This is a genomic window from Listeria ivanovii subsp. ivanovii (assembly GCF_900187025.1).
GTDB lineage: Bacteria > Bacillota > Bacilli > Lactobacillales > Listeriaceae > Listeria > Listeria ivanovii.
In genome coordinates, this window is record NZ_LT906478.1 from 2,641,255 (window position 1) to 2,657,597 (window position 16,343).

Consider the following 16,343-nt stretch of genomic DNA (forward strand, 5'->3'; position numbering starts at 1 on the left):
AAAGGAGGTGATCCAGCCGCACCTTCCGATACGGCTACCTTGTTACGACTTCACCCCAATTATCTGTCCCACCTTCGGCGGCTGGCTCCTAAAAGGTTACCCTACCGACTTCGGGTGTTACAAACTCTCGTGGTGTGACGGGCGGTGTGTACAAGGCCCGGGAACGTATTCACCGCGGCATGCTGATCCGCGATTACTAGCGATTCCGGCTTCATGTAGGCGAGTTGCAGCCTACAATCCGAACTGAGAATGGTTTTATGGGATTGGCTCCACCTCGCGGCTTCGCGACCCTTTGTACCATCCATTGTAGCACGTGTGTAGCCCAGGTCATAAGGGGCATGATGATTTGACGTCATCCCCACCTTCCTCCGGCTTGCACCGGCAGTCACTTTAGAGTGCCCAACTAAATGCTGGCAACTAAAATCAAGGGTTGCGCTCGTTGCGGGACTTAACCCAACATCTCACGACACGAGCTGACGACAACCATGCACCACCTGTCACTTTGTCCCCGAAGGGAAAGCTCTGTCTCCAGAGTGGTCAAAGGATGTCAAGACCTGGTAAGGTTCTTCGCGTTGCTTCGAATTAAACCACATGCTCCACCGCTTGTGCGGGCCCCCGTCAATTCCTTTGAGTTTCAACCTTGCGGTCGTACTCCCCAGGCGGAGTGCTTAATGCGTTAGCTGCAGCACTAAGGGGCGGAAACCCCCTAACACTTAGCACTCATCGTTTACGGCGTGGACTACCAGGGTATCTAATCCTGTTTGCTCCCCACGCTTTCGCGCCTCAGCGTCAGTTACAGACCAGAGAGTCGCCTTCGCCACTGGTGTTCCTCCACATATCTACGCATTTCACCGCTACACGTGGAATTCCACTCTCCTCTTCTGCACTCCAGTCTTCCAGTTTCCAATGACCCTCCCCGGTTAAGCCGGGGGCTTTCACATCAGACTTAAAAGACCGCCTGCGCGCGCTTTACGCCCAATAAATCCGGACAACGCTTGCCACCTACGTATTACCGCGGCTGCTGGCACGTAGTTAGCCGTGGCTTTCTGGTTAGATACCGTCAAGGGACAAGCAGTTACTCTTATCCTTGTTCTTCTCTAACAACAGTACTTTACGATCCGAAAACCTTCTTCATACACGCGGCGTTGCTCCGTCAGACTTTCGTCCATTGCGGAAGATTCCCTACTGCTGCCTCCCGTAGGAGTCTGGGCCGTGTCTCAGTCCCAGTGTGGCCGATCACCCTCTCAGGTCGGCTATGCATCGTTGCCTTGGTAGGCCTTTACCCTACCAACTAGCTAATGCACCGCGGGCCCATCTGTAAGCGATAGCCGAAACCATCTTTCAAAGTGATGACATGCGTCACTACTTATCATTCGGTATTAGCCCCGGTTTCCCGGAGTTATCCCCAACTTACAGGCAGGTTGCCCACGTGTTACTCACCCGTCCGCCACTAACATTGGAAGAGCAAGCTCTTCCTCCGTTCGTTCGACTTGCATGTATTAGGCACGCCGCCAGCGTTCGTCCTGAGCCAGGATCAAACTCTCTTTAAAATATAAATTGAATTTGAATACTTATTCAACACCGTGAATAAGATTCCTTGCGTCAAATTGACTTCGCTAGCAATTAAATTACTAGTTTGTTTTGTTGAAAACAGCTTTCTGTTTTCTGCCCTGCGATTACCAGTGAGACTTTACGTCTCATTGCTTTTCGTCTTCTTCTTTGTTCAGTTTTCAAAGGTCATTTTCTTTTGCTGCGAAAGCGTTTTGTCCGCATCAGCAACGTTTATAAATATACCAAGATTTTTGCCTTTCGTCAATACTTTTTAACAAGTTTTTATAATAAATACGGAATTATTTTCTGAGCTAATGATTTATAGGCTTTACCTGCGTCATTAGCATCACCATAAATAGCTGATATATAGCCATTTCCGTTAATTTCCGGTTGTTCTATTGGTAGTTGAATTAAAAGTTCGGTTTCTAAGTCGGCTGCCACTTTTTCTCCGCCGCCTTGTCCGAATATCTTTAATTCTTTTCCATCGTCATGTTTAAAGTAAGACATATTTTCTATTACTCCGATAATTTTGTGGTTATTTTTCATTGCCATGTAACCAGCGCGTGATGCTACAGATGCAGCTGCATAATGTGGAGTTGTAACAATAAGTTCATTACATTTCGGGATTAGAGTGTGAATATCTAACGCGACGTCACCTGTTCCTGGCGGTAAATCGATAAGTAAGTAATCTAAATCTCCCCATCTCACTTCTTCTAAAAACATTTTAATCATTTTTCCTAACATTGGACCTCGCCAAATAACAGGTTCTCCCTGTTCCACAAAGAAATCCATTGAAATCATTTGGATACCGTTTGTTTCTACAGGAATAATCTGTCCATTTTCTTTGCGGGGTGATTCAGTTGTTCCTAATAGCACAGGGATACTGAATCCATAAATATCTGCATCTAGCAAACCAACTTTCTTGCCTTCATTTGTTAGAGCAATAGCCAGATTTACAGCAACAGTTGATTTTCCTACACCACCTTTTCCACTTGCAATTGCCAAAAATTTTGTTTGACTGCTTTCGGAAAGGATATTGTCTCTTGTTTGAAAAATACGTTCTATTACTGCTGCTGGTAGATATTCTAGTTCAATATTGATTTCTTTTACTCCGAATTGCGTAAGAAGTTCTTCTATATTATGAACAAAATGATCTGTTTCTATTGCTGGATCCGCTAAAGCAATTTTTATATTAGCTGTTTCTTCTATTACTTGTACTTCTAAAATACCTTCTGTTTCTTCCAAATCGGCTTCTAAAACAGGATCTTGTAGCCGATATAATAATCTCGTAATTTGTTGTTCATTAAGCATATTTATAGAACCTCCCATAATGAATGCGCTGGCATACAGATTATTATAGCATGGCTTCATTTGTTTATCACGAATTCCTTATTCACTTGAGCTATTTATTCTAGTCTTTTTTTAGAACATTTTTACTTTCTATAGAGAAAATTACTACTTCAAGGCTTATTACTAAGCAATAATTAATTTACTAAAAATGGCTTTATACCAATATTCACCTGTTTTTCCGTTTTTTAAAAACAACTTTCACTAAAAACAACTTCACAATTTTTACACATTTAACCAACTAAGTAAAAATCGCTATATATCAGTCATTTAACCAATTTTTAATTTTTCGTTATACAATTGTAATAGATTTTTTTTCTTGTTTTTTGATATTATAATTACAAATAGATAAAAAAGGAGTGCTTAGAACTGTGGATAAAAAGTTTATGAAATCAGGGATTATTATACTCATTGTGGCATTTATTGTAGTTTCAATGAATGTTGGAGCAGAAACGGGTGATAATCAGGTTTCTCAAGTTGAGTTAAGTTCGCAGCAACAAGCATTTATTAATGAAATTTTACCCGCTGCTCAAGATGGTCTACGTGACGGAAAGCTTTTAGCCAGTGTAACACTCGCTCAAGCTATATTGGAATCTAATTGGGGTGAAAGTGGTTTAAGCAAAAACTCGAATAATTTATTTGGTATTAAAGGTTCGTATAATGGGAAATCAGTTTCGATGCGTACGATGGAAGCAACTGGGGCAACAACTGCGAATTTCCGTGTTTATCCTAGCTGGCAAGAATCCATTAAAGACCATACTGATTTAATTACACACAACGCACGCTATAAAGGCGCAGTCGGCGAAACAGATTACCGCAAAGCATTACAAGCAATTAAAGATGGTGGTTATGCGACTGATCCGGAATATGTAGACAAATTAGCTACTATTATTGAACGTTATAATCTAACGCAATACGATATTGTTTACGATAAAATTGAATCGCATAACAAAATTGCCGCAATCGGAAAAGTAGCACCAAACAAAACAAAAGAAATCATTTGGTCCGCTCCGTATAATACTGCGAAATCAGAAAAAATTGATACACTGGCAAACTATAGTAATCGCAACCTCGAAGTTTCTTGGGAAGCCAAGACCAAGAAAGGACATTGGTACTTCATCCGCGAGAACAACAAAGACGTTGGTTGGGTAAATAGCAATGCGCTTACGCTTAGTTATCATCAAAAAGAAAATGAAAACGTGAATTTAACTAAATATGTGGATGATTTAAACGGTCACAGTTATCGCTTGCCATCTTCAGAAAAGCAGTTTGATAAAGGCACCCTTGCAAACTATGACCGAAAGGCACTTCACGCTGACAAAAAAATTACTCGTGACGGCTATGCTTGGTTTAAACTTTCAGAAGGCGGCACCGAAATCGGCTGGGTTCGCGCTGATAAGTTGAACGACCGTCTTTATGACCGAATGACCGAACAAAATGCCTATAATGGCTACGCTAAAATTAAAACTCCTGCAACAGAAAATGTTTGGACAAATCCATACAACACAAAAAACGCAGAAAAAATAGCGCCACTTAGTGATTATGCGACAGATAAACTAGAACTTGTTACTCGAGCTAAAGTTGGCAATACGCTTTGGTACCAGTTTAAAGTTGATGGACAACTAGTTGGTTGGGCAAGCGAAAAAGATTTATCGATTATTTATACTCCTGAATCAGAAAAAACAATAACTCAAGTTGCTTATGTAAAAACTCCAGAAGCTATTGTCTATAGTAAACCTGTTGAAACAACTAACACAAAGCTGAAAGAAGTTGGTTACTACTATGGAAAATTACTATTAGTTGATAAAGAAGCGACGATCCTCAGTGAAAAATGGTTACATCTCAAAGATAATGATAATTCCATTGGCTGGATCAAAGCAACAGATCTTCAAAGTTAATAAAATGGAGGGTGTTTGTATCAGCAACCTCTAAAAGCCAGACTTTTATAGAGTGGATGTTCCACTCTATTTTTTTGCCATTTCCTCGCTATTGCACTGATTTAGCTTATAAAAATCCCACTTATAAACCAGCATTCCCTCAATTTTTGACTAAATAAATCCAGCAAAGATTTCTTGCTTTATAAACTTACTGTAATACTTGTAGTGAAACCTAAAAACATGGCCGCAACCAAACATTGTCCCTCCAAATATTTATTGTTTCTTCTCACCTAGATTAATTTTAATCATCTTGCATAATACATCTCCCCAAAATATTGTTACTATGATTACATGGATTTGCAATAACAAAAAAGATATAAACGCACTGCGATTATATAAATTAACAAGAAAAGGGAGATAATAAAAATGAAAAAAACAAAACTAGGAATTAATACTACCGCTGCAATTTTGGATATTATAAACGCCATCTTATTTACAACATCTTGGTTTGTCGTAACTTTCATGGCTTTCAGTGAAAGTTTTGCAGGTGGGGACGGATCTCAAACAAGCGGGGCTGGAACTTTCTTTTATGTAATGGCCGGCATCGGTCTTATTGTCCATATTATTGGGCTAATTAAATCTAAGAAAGCTGGAGTTTCTATTGTTGGCCATATTCTAGGGATAATTGGATGCGCATGCTTTGCAGTGACTGCACTGCTAGCATTTCCAGCAATTGTTCTATTGATAATTGCTTGTGTATTTTGTTTCAGACAAACATCAGTTCAAAATTAGTGAAATTTCGGTAGCACACTTTGACTAGTAATCATATTATAAAAAGCCACTAGTCTAATGAGCCATCTCCCCAAGTTCAACTTTTTTGGAAAGATGCCATACTGCAAGCGGCTTTTTACTTTTGCCCGTTTCTAAAATTAGGTACGACTCAAATTCAAACGAACCAAAGAAATATATTTATTTGTTCTTAAGCGGTACAATTATCTGCTTATAGTTAAGATAACTCTTGGATACCGGCTGAACAACTAGTTTAGCCGTTCCTTTTGGAATATGGTTTAAATAACTATCTTGACTATTTACCCTTCCGATAAACATTCCTTTTTCATCACTAACATTGTAATACAAAATATCTTTTGCCATGGTTGTTTTGATAAAAGCCTCGCCACTTTCACCCAAATAGCGCTCCACTTCAAAGGTTGGCTTTCCGAGTAAATCGTTACCTTTATTAACAATTCCTAACTGTCCGATAACCAACGACTCATTTGCTTTGCCTTTTATTGAAATAGAAATTTTTCCTATTTCTCGTTGTTTGTGTTTACGTAAATTAAACTTAGATAGATTCCACTGATTACTTTTTTTAATATTATATGCTACCGGATTACTTAAATCATCTTTAAAATATATTAGTATCTGCGCTTTTATACTGGGTGGTGCAATCGCTCGCAATACTAATTCTTCTTTTCCCTGAAGTTTTGCATCTAATTTAAACAAGTGAGTAATTGATTTCTCTTGGATATTTTTAATTTCCAATGAATTACCGCCGTTCCATGCATTTGTGTAATTATACAAGATTTTCGATTTCCCATTTTGCCACCATTGCCATGTCGGTAAAATGTCTTGAATGCCAATATTACTCCATTCTCTTTTCGATACTTGCTTTCCATTTTGGTAAAACCCTAATCCATGTCCAGTGTTAAAATTTGTCACAAACGGGAATGATTGGATTACCGTTTTCTCCGCAATAAAATTAGCCACACCATCCCAATGTGCTGGATTGTTAGCATCATTAGGTTGACCATCATCAGAATACGGGGAACTATTTTCTTCTGTTAGTCTACCTGTTTTTGTTGGATCCTGCTTAGGTCCAGACCAATACTCACGCTCTCTATTATTAATCGCGAGTTGATTTTCAGTTGCTAAATTATTCCCTGGATAACGTGAATAGACAAAATCAGACCCAAATAGAGCCCAGGAAGCGAAAGGATTAGTTTTATCAGCAAATACTTGTCGAGGATCATACGGGGGATTAAATCCATATTTTTGATTTTCAGTACCCGCAAACATCACACGTAATGGATCTAAACCGACACTTTTAGCATATTGATTCCCTTTTTTCAAGGTTTCAGTATTCCAGGCGTAGTTCATAAAAATACTATCTGCTGCAGAACCGTTTGCCGCCTTTACCCAATAGCTATTTGTTTTATCAAAGCCATTAACATAATCCAATTCGCCATCTTTCGTTAATGAGTCATAGAATTAAATATACAAATCAGGTGCTTTCTTTTTAAAATAAACTAGCATCGCTTGTAACTGTTGCGCATCCTTTTTGGAAATAGTTGCTTCTTGGTTAATAAAATATCCATCAAAATTCATATAACGTGCCAAAGCAATCATTTTGTCAGCTACCGGAAAACTTTTATCCTCTTTTTGAACGACCCATTTAGAAAAATTTTCTTTTCTTGGCCAAAACCATGCACCTAAACTTTTCACTCCGTTACGATGTGCTGCGTCCGTATAAGCTGGATTCGGATAATTCACTACCCCATAAGTCAAATTTTGATTTTCTTTGATATCACTATAGCTTGTTCCTTCAATAGGTACACCATTCCAAGAAGCATAATAATCAACATACTGCCAAAATTGAAAAACATTTCTAGAATATGCATCTACCGTTCGAGTAAAATCAGGCATCCCTTTCTCTTTACGATATCCTGGATCTCCATAGTCACCTGATAAAGTGAACAGGGCTGCATTATTCTTTAATTGTGGTTGCGCTTGTGTAGCAGCGTAAGAGGAATTTCTTTTTTCCAAAGGAGTGTTTGAGCGGAAATATTTGGCTGTAGTATCTGTTTCTGGGGACCAATTCAACATTTGTTCTGCATTAAACCCATGAAAATATGGTTGATTTTCTCCTTTCACAGAATAATTTTCAGCGGCTATACTCGATTTCGGGAACAACCCTCCAGCAACTAATCCGAGAACCAGGGAACAAAACAACAGAAAGCAACATCTTTTCATGCATAGTTCCTCCTATTAAATGTATTTGTAAATCTATAGCTACTAAATTAAGCTCGCTACTCCCTTATCGTCATTAATGCAATGGATGATGCCATATCAATTTACATTTTCACCATATCTACATATAAATGAATTTCTCGTTCCTATATAATGCTAATTAAATAATTTTTTATATTTAAATCGATATTTCGTTAACAATATCCTAACCAGTTTTTCAACAAAAAACTATCAATTCGAAATATTAATTATATATAATTAGTAACACAAATAAATTCCTATCCCTTGCAAATACATTACTCCGAAGAATTTTATTCTACCTCTTGAAAATAATACAACAAATCATTTTCACTTATCAGAAAATTATAAAAATCTACTCTTATCTCTCTAATCATAAAACCATTCAAAAGAAATTTCAACATAAATGCTTTAACTTCTTACCACTCACAAATAATTGACTACATTAGATTCAAACAGAGAAATCATGGTAGCTTATTAAAATTATTATTTTTACACACTCTTTTATTGGATTTTCCTACAAAGAGAAAGTTGAAATGTTTGGATTTCAACTTTGAAAGAATAGATAATTTATAATAGAAAGAACTTTTTATTCCTTTTTTAAAAGCAAAAAGCATTCCCCTCCAAAAAGGGAAATGCTCTGAAACGTCAATATTAACGTTTTGAGAACTGAGGTGCACGACGCGCGCCTTTAAGTCCGTATTTTTTACGTTCTTTCATACGAGGGTCACGAGTAAGTAGACCAGCGGATTTAAGTGCTGGGCGGTACTCAGGTGCCACTTGTAATAGTGCACGAGCTACACCATGACGGATAGCACCGGCTTGACCAGTGTAACCACCACCGTGAACGTTTACTAGTACATCATAATTACCTAAAGTTTCTGTAGCTACTAAAGGTTGTTTGATAACTTCACGAAGAGCTGCAAATGGAATGTAATCTTCCCAGTCTCTATTGTTAATAACGATTTTGCCGTCGCCTGGTACTAAACGTACGCGAGCTACAGAGCTTTTACGACGACCAGTTCCGTAATATTGTACTTGAGCCACTTAGTATTCCTCCTTTATTAATTAACCGCGTAATTCGTATACTTCTGGTTTTTGAGCCGCATGTTCGTGCTCTGCTCCACCGTATACGTGTAATTTTTTGAATAATTGACGTCCAAGAGAATTTTTTGGAAGCATACCTTTGATAGATAGTTCTAATAATTTCTCAGGATTGTTTGTACGCATTTCACCTGCAGTACGAGATTTCAAACCGCCTGGATATTGAGAGTGACGGTAGTAAATTTTGTCAGTAGCTTTTTTACCAGTAAGACCAATCTTACCAGCGTTAATGATGATTACAAAGTCTCCAGTATCGATATGTGGAGTAAATTGTGGTTTAGTTTTTCCGCGAAGAATTGAAGCAACTTCACTGGATAAACGTCCTAAAGAAACACCAGTAGCGTCGATAACGTACCATTTACGTTCTACTTCGCCGGGTTTCGCCATATAAGTTGTACGCATGAATTACCCTCCTAAATAAATTGAAACAAATTAGCTCCCGAAAACTGTTCCTAATTCCCGAAATGCTATTCTATATTTTTATTGTTTAAACACAACAACCTTCCGGGGCTTATTGTGGGGCAAACAATACCATAGTCCATAATACCGTTTTTGGGTCAAAAAGTCAATGCTTTATTTAATTTTTATTCATAGTCAACCCGCCACAAATACAATCCTTGTGGTGGCGCAGTCTTACTAATGAGTTTTTGTCGATCACGTGCCAGAAGTGCTTTTGTAATATCATCTGGGGAAATTCGTCCTTGTCCCGCATCAAGTAGCGTTCCAGTTAAAATCCGTACCATGTTGTACAGGAAACCATTACCTTGAAAACAAATAACCAAAGTCTCATTATCTTCTTCATAAAAATCAATGCTATAAAGTGTCCGGACTTTCGAATCTCGCTCCGTTCTTGCGGAACAAAAACTAGTGAAATCATGTTCACCAATTAAGCGCTCACTTGCAATCTTCATTTGCTCCACATTAAGCTCATAGGGATAATGCAGTGCAAAATTGCGACTAAATGGATCGAAAACTTTTGTTCGCTTTACTACATAACGATATTCTTTTCCGACCGTACCAAATCTAGCATGAAAATCCGCCGGTGCCTCTTCTACTGTTATAAAGCTAATATCAAAAGGTGTCATCACTTGAAGTGCTTTTTGGAATTTTTCTGCTGAAACAGCTAGTTCTGAATCAAAATGAATTACTTGACCTTTCGCATGCACACCAGTGTCCGTTCTTCCGGATGCTGTTACTCGAACGCTTTTCCCTTTATGCATTTTTTTTAGCGCTTTTTCAATTTCCGCTTGAACAGTCCGCGTGTTTGGTTGTACTTGATAACCATAAAACCCACTTCCGTCATAAGAAATTACTGCTTTATACCTTGTCATCCCCTTCAACTCCGCAACCAAAATAATAATCCACTTAAAATAACAAGTGAAATAAGTAAAAATGTATCAGCAAACCGCCAGCGTAACAAACGAAATCTTGTCCGTCCTGTTCCACCACGATAACCTCTCGCTTCCATCGCAATCGCTAAATCTTCTGCTCGTTTAAACGCACTAATAAACAATGGAACAAGTAATGGAATAATTGCCTTAATCCGGTCTCGCCATTTTCCGCTTGTAAATTCTACCCCACGCGCTTTTTGTGCTTTCAAAATTTTCTCTGTTTCATCCATTAGCGTTGGGATAAAACGAAGCGAAATACTTAACATCAGTGCGAGCTCATGAACAGGCAAATGTACTAAGCGGAAAGGTGCCAAAATTTTCTCTAGTCCGTCTGTTAGTTCAATCGGACTTGTTGTAAGTGTTAGCAAGGTTGTCATGAAAATAATCAGTACGAAGCGACAAAACATCATTGCTCCGTTCGTCAGTCCAAGCGTCGTAATTTGTAATGGCCCTAAATCCACTAATATTGTTCCACCTTTTGTAAAAAAAACTTGTAGTAACAATGTAATTAAAATCAGCCAGAATATCGGTTGTAACCCTCTAATAAAAAATAAAAATGGCACTTTCGATGTTAACACCAGATACAACACATAAAGAAACATCAGCGCATACGTCTGCCAATTGTTCGCTAAAAAAACAATGGCAATAAACGCCATGACTGCAGTAATTTTCGCACGAGGATCAAGCTTGTGGAGCCAGGAATTTCCCGGAATATAGCGCCCGAGAATCATTTTATCCATCATGATTAAGCCCCGCCCTTCGCTAAGTGTGGCGCCATTTCCATTGTTAGTTCATCCATTGTTAAGCAAGTTTTAGTTAGCTTTACATTGAATTTACGTTCAAATAAACCTTGGAATCGTACCACATCAGGAACAGAAAGACCAAGTTCAATTAATTCTCCTGGATTAGCAAATATTTCCCGTGGAGCTCCGATTTGAAGGACTGTTCCAGCTTTCATTAAAACGATTTTCTCCGCATATCGTGCGGCATCTTCCATACTATGCGTTACAAGAACAGTAGTTAGCCCTTTTTCTTTGTGGAGGTTATAAAACATTTCCATGATTTCTTCTCGTCCATGTGGGTCCAGTCCAGCAGTTGGTTCATCTAGCACGAGTACTTCTGGGTCCATTGCCAAAACACCCGCAATCGCAACCCTACGCATTTGCCCACCAGAAAGTTCAAATGGGGAGCGAGATAAAATATCCTCTGTTAACCCCACCTCATAAATCACTTTTTTAGCGCGTTGTCTCGCATCTTCTTCAGAAACACCAAAATTCATTGGTCCAAAACAAATGTCTTTTTCCACCGTTTCTTCAAATAATTGCGCTTCTGGAAACTGGAAAACAATTCCCACTTTTTTACGAAGATCGCGAAGTTTTTTTTGTTTTACTCCAGCAACAATTTCTCTATCACCAACTGTAATTTTACCTTCTGTTGGCATTAAAAGTGCATTCAGATGTTGAAGTAACGTTGATTTACCGGAACCAGTATGTCCAATAATCGCGGAATAGCTACCAGAATCAAAAGAAACATTTACATCAAGTAATGCTCGCTTTTCAAACGGGCTATTTTTTTGATAACAATAACCTAGTTGTTCGAGTTTAATTTCCATAATTGATCTAGTAAGGCTCCTTCCGATAGCACGGTACTTCCTGTTTCAAAGCCACCAGCAGCTAGTTTTTCTTGTAATTCAATAATAAACGGCACACCTAATCCGATTTTTCGCATCGCATCAGCTTGCTCAAAGATTTCTTTGGGCGTTCCTTCGCTATGAATTTCTCCTTCGTTCATCACAATTACCCGATCAGCAAAAAGAACTTCATCCAAATCATGTGTAATCGAAATAACCGTAATATCTTCTTGTTCGCGCATGATTCGAATTGTTTCCATCACTTCCGCGCGTCCTCTTGGATCAAGCATTGAAGTTGCTTCATCTAAAATAATAACATCCGGTTGTAATGCTAGCACACCTGCAATAGCGACCCGTTGTTTTTGTCCCCCAGAAAGTCTAGCTGGTTCGTGTAACGCGTAACTTTGCATACCGACTTCATTAAGGGCAGATTCGACACGGTCGACCATAATATCATGAGGAATCCCGTGATTTTCAAGACCGAAAGCAACATCATCTTGCACTGTAGCTCCAACAAATTGATTATCAGGATTTTGGAAAACCATTCCGACTTGTCGTCTAATTTCCCATATATTTTTTTCAGACAAAACAAAATGTCCGATTTTAATTAAACCATCTTCTGGAAAAAGCAAACCATTCAACAGTTTAGCGATAGTTGATTTCCCGGAACCATTGTGACCAACAAGTGCCACCCATTCCCCTTTTTCCGCAGAAATTGATACATCTTTCACTGCAAATTTCTCCGTGTCTTCATACTTATAAAAAACATGTTCTAATCTTACAAAACTTTCCGCCATGCTTAACACCTCACTTTTCGACCATTCATTGTTTATTATAGTATAAACATCTACCTTGCGCAAAATTTCCTTTTTGATTGCATTGGTTTATTTAGGGTAAAAATAAAGTACATATAAGTTAAGGAAGTGATATTATGTTACCCGATTTTATTTTGCGGCTAGTTGTTGCAGGTGTTCTTGGGGCGATTATCGGCCTTGACCGAGAAATCCGAGCTAAAGAAGCTGGTTTTAGAACACATTTTCTTGTCTCTCTTGGTAGTGCATTAATTATGATTGTTTCTCAGTATGGCTTTTCAGAAATTGCTAAAATACAAACTGTATCTTTTGACCCGAGTCGTATCGCTGCACAGGTTGTAAGCGGAATTGGCTTTATTGGCGCAGGGACAATTATTATCCAAAAAAAATTTGTAAGAGGTTTGACAACTGCGGCAGGTCTTTGGGCTACTGCTGGTATCGGCCTTGCAGTTGGAGCTGGCATGTACTGGGTTGGTATTGCAGCTACTTTGCTTACATTAATAGGTCTAGAATTTCTTAGTATTATTTTTAAATCATTTGGTCTCCATACAACATCCCTCCTATATTCAACAACTGACCGTGCCAATCTCGTAAAGATTACCGAGAAAATAAAGCAAAATAAGCAACAAATAATTTCTTACAATACCGAAAAAGAAACAGTTGGTGAAAGCCTTGTTTTTAAGGTAAATATTGTTATAAAAACAAAAAATAAGCAGGAAGAATCCGAACTATTTCACTTTATTCAAAATCTTCCTCATATCACCATGGAGAAAATGGAGTAAAGTGTTCTCATATTCTGCAAAAATACGTCAATTGTTCACAGAATATCCATTTACATCTTAATCCCCTCTTTGCTATAATTCACCCGTCAGTATAAAACTGAACAGGGAGAAGGGATGAGATGAAAAACCTTGTAACCAGAGAGCAGTCGATTTATAAGATGGATAAATTGGCCCAACCTGCGCTTACAGTAAAAGATGGCTCTGTTGTGAAAATAAAAATAAAAGATCACTTCAACGGTCAACTTCACAAAGAACGGCTTCATTACGGGGAACTAGATTGGAAGCAGTTTTCACCAACGAGTGGACCAATATTTGTCGACGGGGCAAAACCAGGAGACTTGCTCGCTGTAACAATTGAAAAAATTGAGCTTACTAGTACGAATACTTTCTTACTAAATGGCCCAAACATCGGATTACTAGATGATTTATTACCAAATAATTGTATTAGGAGTTATAAAATTCAACATAATAAAATCATTTACTCCGAACAAATCAATATTCATATCGAAAAATCAATCGGCTTATTAAAAACTGAATCAACAAATGAATCAAGACCCGTTCAACTACCGACTGATTGCGGAGGTGCGCTTAATTCCGCTTATCTTACAGAAGGTGCGACTATCTTTTTACCTGTTGAAAAACAAGGTGCTTTGCTTCATGTTGGTGATGTTCATGCAACTACTGGTCTTAGGGAAATTACCTCAAGTTGCGCAGAAATCCCCGCAGAAGTTACACTAAGGCTTCAAATCCTAAAAAATAAAAAAGCGCCAACTCCAGTCATCATTCATGACAATCACTTAATTTGTATTGCTTCTGATTCCACCGTTGAAAGCGCAGCAAAAACTGCTTTACAAAATATGGTGGATTTACTAACAGCTACTGATAAAATGACCATTGAAGATGCCGTGTTCTTATTATCACTCGATGGCGATTTTCAAATTTGCCATTTAAGTAGACCTAGTCAGACAGCAAGTATCAAACTACCATTAGATTATTTTCCAGAAATGCCATTTTTATAAAAGAAATCCTATTGCTCCATTTAACGAGCAATAGGATTTCTTTTATATTTGTTCAAAAGTACTTCCTTGATAATTTTTACCTAAAAATACAGCAAGTTGTATAGCTTCTTTCTCAACCTGTTTCTGAGTTCTCTTTGCTAGCTTTTTACTCAAATAAAAATAAAACACAATTTTTTCTCCGGTAATTTTATATCTCCATGTACCATAAAAAATATCATTTATAATTAAAACAGCTTCAATTTGACCAGCAGTTCTCCAAATCAAGCTTGTTTCTTTTTCATTTGCCAACCAATCCTTTCTCCGATAACTAACAAAAAGTGGATCAAACTTACCAAGCAAAAGCGGCTTTTCTGATTTTAATTCTAATTGTATTTCCGTTTTGCTGTAATACTTCTCCCCCTCTTCCCCTAAATAGCAGAAATAATTTGGTAGAAGTTTTCCGAGCGTTGCTTGAAATTCAAAATTCGGAAGTCCGGACCAATGCTTAAAATCTTGGACTGTGGCAGGACCATATGCACTGAAGTAGCGATCAATCATCACTTCTAGTCCTGTTTGCATCCGAGGTGCACTTAGCCATGATTCTTCTATTTCTGAATCAATCCAATAACGATGGCTATAAAATTTAGTTTTTGGAGATTCTGGCACACAAAACAGTTTCCCGTCTAGCGATGCTTGGATAAATACGCCACCCCAAGTCATCAGGGTTTTCGCCTGCTCACCAAATAATTTTGCAAATGCTTCTTTAGGAATTTTCTCCTCACTCATTAGAAGTAGTTCCATTTCTTCTAAAAGCGTATCTAAATTGCTTCCTAACCCATCTGTTTGCTTTTTAATCCAGTTGTTCCTATTTGCATATACTTCATGAATAAAAAACCACTCAGAAGGCGTATACATGTGCACCGTCATTCTTTGACCCCAAATTTTAATTAGCTTCTTTTGATTGTAGTCCTTCTGCAACACTTCTTTTGTTAGATCACTTACACGATTAAACAGACTTATTTCGCCAAACTGTTGATATTGTGATTGTATGCCAAATAACGCACTTGAAGCGACAGGTGCGTTAGAAAATTTATTATGTAGTAAGCCAGAATTATACAGACGGTTTTTAGCTATTTCTGAGTTAGTTAGTATACGCATCTTTAGCCACTCCTTTTACTAGTCTTTGGAGTTCACTATAGATGTTTTTCGAAAGAAGCACAAGAAAAAACATGCTTTTCAAGTTTGACCTACAAAACGATACGTAAAGCAGGTCAAACAAAAAAAGCCTGCCTCCTAGCCTGTTTTATAGGCTAGGAAACACAGAGCTAGACAAGGAAACAAGAAGTCCCCATATCATGACACTCCACTTGCTTTAAACGTTTTATTATTAAACTAATTCAATAATAACCATTGGTGCGCCGTCACCGCGACGTGGACCTTTTTTCAAGATGCGAGTATAACCACCTTGACGTTCCGCGTAACGTGGAGCAACATCATCAAATAGTTTTTGTAGCGCGTAAACTGGACGGTTTTTCTTCACAGTAGAACCATCTTTACCTTTTGCATCTACTTGAACTACATCTACAACTTCATGACGAACAAAAGCAGCTGCTTGACGACGAGCGTGCAAGTCTCCTTTTTTCCCAGAAGTGATTAGTTTTTCAACAACTTTACGAATCTCTTTAGCGCGAGCTTCTGTTGTTTCAATACGTTCATGTACGATTAAATCCGTTGCAAGATCACGTAGTAATGCTTTACGTTGTGAGCTTGTACGACCTAATTTTCTGTAACCCATGGAATTGCCTC

The 16,343-nt window shown here is 38.2% G+C and carries 13 protein-coding genes, 1 rRNA gene and 1 pseudogene; 4 read left to right on the forward strand and 11 right to left on the reverse strand.

Annotated elements, in window-relative coordinates; genetic code table 11:
- Together CKV67_RS13115 and CKV67_RS13120 are read right to left on the reverse strand one after the other, a co-directional pair.
- Nucleotides 1-1,550: ribosomal RNA gene (locus tag CKV67_RS13115) — 16S ribosomal RNA — on the reverse strand.
- 283 nt (nucleotides 1,551-1,833) lie between these two features.
- Nucleotides 1,834-2,862 carry an Mrp/NBP35 family ATP-binding protein gene (locus tag CKV67_RS13120; protein ID WP_014093798.1) on the reverse strand — a complete coding sequence of 343 codons (1,029 nt, stop codon included), beginning with the start codon at nucleotides 2,860-2,862 and terminating at the stop codon, nucleotides 1,834-1,836.
- Between the two features lie 407 nt (nucleotides 2,863-3,269).
- Between CKV67_RS13120 and CKV67_RS13125 the strand changes: the two genes are divergently transcribed.
- Together CKV67_RS13125 and CKV67_RS13130 are read left to right on the forward strand one after the other, a co-directional pair.
- Complete coding sequence (locus tag CKV67_RS13125; protein WP_025280102.1) at nucleotides 3,270-4,796, forward strand: GW domain-containing glycosaminoglycan-binding protein; 1,527 nt, start codon at nucleotides 3,270-3,272, stop codon at nucleotides 4,794-4,796.
- Between the two features lie 405 nt (nucleotides 4,797-5,201).
- Nucleotides 5,202-5,567 (forward strand): hypothetical protein, encoded by a 366-nt coding sequence (locus CKV67_RS13130; protein ID WP_014093799.1) that lies wholly within the window; start codon nucleotides 5,202-5,204, stop codon nucleotides 5,565-5,567.
- 177 nt (nucleotides 5,568-5,744) lie between these two features.
- Here the strand turns inward: CKV67_RS13130 and CKV67_RS13135 are convergent.
- The 7 genes and pseudogenes from CKV67_RS13135 to CKV67_RS13170 all read right to left on the reverse strand — a co-directional run bounded on the left by CKV67_RS13135 (nucleotide 5,745) and on the right by CKV67_RS13170 (nucleotide 12,742).
- Nucleotides 5,745-7,805, reverse strand: a pseudogene (locus CKV67_RS13135) (endo-beta-N-acetylglucosaminidase).
- A gap of 669 nt (nucleotides 7,806-8,474) precedes the next feature.
- Complete coding sequence (gene rpsI / locus CKV67_RS13145) at nucleotides 8,475-8,867, reverse strand: 30S ribosomal protein S9 (RefSeq protein WP_003726075.1); 393 nt, start codon at nucleotides 8,865-8,867, stop codon at nucleotides 8,475-8,477.
- Nucleotides 8,868-8,888: 21 nt separating this feature from the next.
- Nucleotides 8,889-9,326, reverse strand: coding sequence for a 50S ribosomal protein L13 (gene rplM / locus CKV67_RS13150; protein WP_014093800.1), 438 nt, complete (start codon nucleotides 9,324-9,326; stop codon nucleotides 8,889-8,891).
- 182 nt (nucleotides 9,327-9,508) lie between these two features.
- The gene (gene truA, locus CKV67_RS13155; protein WP_014093801.1) at nucleotides 9,509-10,255 is read right to left on the reverse strand and encodes a tRNA pseudouridine(38-40) synthase TruA; all 747 of its coding nucleotides are present in this window, start codon (nucleotides 10,253-10,255) and stop codon (nucleotides 9,509-9,511) included.
- Between the two features lie 5 nt (nucleotides 10,256-10,260).
- Nucleotides 10,261-11,058 (reverse strand): energy-coupling factor transporter transmembrane component T family protein, encoded by a 798-nt coding sequence (locus CKV67_RS13160; RefSeq protein ID WP_014093802.1) that lies wholly within the window; start codon nucleotides 11,056-11,058, stop codon nucleotides 10,261-10,263.
- A gap of 2 nt (nucleotides 11,059-11,060) precedes the next feature.
- Nucleotides 11,061-11,927, reverse strand: a complete 867-nt coding sequence (locus CKV67_RS13165; RefSeq protein WP_014093803.1) for an energy-coupling factor ABC transporter ATP-binding protein — start codon at nucleotides 11,925-11,927, stop codon at nucleotides 11,061-11,063.
- Nucleotides 11,903-12,742 (reverse strand): energy-coupling factor ABC transporter ATP-binding protein, encoded by an 840-nt coding sequence (locus CKV67_RS13170; protein WP_025280105.1) that lies wholly within the window; start codon nucleotides 12,740-12,742, stop codon nucleotides 11,903-11,905. Before CKV67_RS13170 ends, CKV67_RS13165 begins: the two co-directional genes overlap by 25 nt.
- A 134-nt stretch (nucleotides 12,743-12,876) precedes the next feature.
- Here CKV67_RS13170 and CKV67_RS13175 point away from each other — a divergent pair, with 134 nt between their 5' ends.
- Together CKV67_RS13175 and CKV67_RS13180 are read left to right on the forward strand one after the other, a co-directional pair.
- Nucleotides 12,877-13,539 (forward strand): MgtC/SapB family protein, encoded by a 663-nt coding sequence (locus CKV67_RS13175; RefSeq protein WP_025280106.1) that lies wholly within the window; start codon nucleotides 12,877-12,879, stop codon nucleotides 13,537-13,539.
- A 119-nt stretch (nucleotides 13,540-13,658) separates the two neighbouring features.
- Nucleotides 13,659-14,558, forward strand: a complete 900-nt coding sequence (locus CKV67_RS13180) for an acetamidase/formamidase family protein (RefSeq protein ID WP_014093806.1) — start codon at nucleotides 13,659-13,661, stop codon at nucleotides 14,556-14,558.
- 42 nt (nucleotides 14,559-14,600) lie between these two features.
- Here the strand turns inward: CKV67_RS13180 and CKV67_RS13185 are convergent, their stop codons facing one another.
- Both CKV67_RS13185 and rplQ read right to left on the reverse strand, forming a co-directional pair.
- The gene (locus CKV67_RS13185; protein WP_025280107.1) at nucleotides 14,601-15,695 is read right to left on the reverse strand and encodes a DNA glycosylase AlkZ-like family protein; all 1,095 of its coding nucleotides are present in this window, start codon (nucleotides 15,693-15,695) and stop codon (nucleotides 14,601-14,603) included.
- Nucleotides 15,696-15,924: 229 nt separating this feature from the next.
- Nucleotides 15,925-16,332: a 50S ribosomal protein L17 gene (gene rplQ, locus CKV67_RS13190; protein ID WP_014093808.1), complete on the reverse strand. Its 408-nt coding sequence runs from the start codon at nucleotides 16,330-16,332 to the stop codon at nucleotides 15,925-15,927.
- Nucleotides 16,333-16,343 lie beyond the last annotated feature (11 nt).